General features: G+C 45.5%; 1 protein-coding gene. It reads left to right on the top strand.

Translation table 11 applies throughout. From position 1 onward, the window contains the following. Positions 1-68 precede the first annotated feature (68 nt). On the top strand, positions 69-675 hold a 607-nt coding region (locus R7Q11_RS26695), incomplete at its 3' end, for a peptide MFS transporter (RefSeq protein WP_225467057.1).

Below are 675 nucleotides of genomic sequence, written 5' to 3'. Positions count from 1 at the left end.
AAGCAGTTAAATTGCAATGTATACGTAGGTGTCGTTAAAAAATGTAATAACTATTATTAGAAGAGCTTATGTCAAACCAACATCAATATTTCGGTCACCCTCGTGGCTTGTTCTTATTGTTCGGCACTGAACTCTGGGAACGCTTTTCCTACTACGCAATGCGTGCCATTCTAGTACTCTACTTAACTGATACCACAATGAATGGTGGTTTGGGCTGGTCAACGAAAGACGCGCTCGACCTTTATGGCATTTACACCGGCCTTGGTTACATTACCCCATTGATTGGTGGTTACCTTGCCGATAACTACCTTGGCCAACGCCGCTCAATTTTGCTTGGTGGTGCATTAATGGCTATCGGCCAGTTCACACTGGCACTTCCGGCTGACGCACTAGGCTTCGGAGCACTTCACACTTTCTATTTAGGTCTTGCTCTGCTTATTTGTGGTAACGGTCTATTCAAGCCAAATATCTCTACCATGGTTGGTGACCTTTACAATGAAGGTGATAACCGTCGTGATGGCGCTTTCACTATCTTCTACATGGGTATCAACCTTGGTGCTCTGCTAGCCTGCGTGGTTTCTGGATCTGTAACGAACTCATTTGGTTGGAAAGCAGGTTTCGTAGCAGCGGGCGTGGGTATGATAATCAGCCTTGTCATGCAAATGTCGCTTTCAC

The sequence above is a fragment of the Vibrio sp. 970 genome, assembly GCF_033339075.1.
Note: the sequence above shows the minus strand (reverse complement) of the source record. Positions and strands in the feature narration are given on the sequence as shown.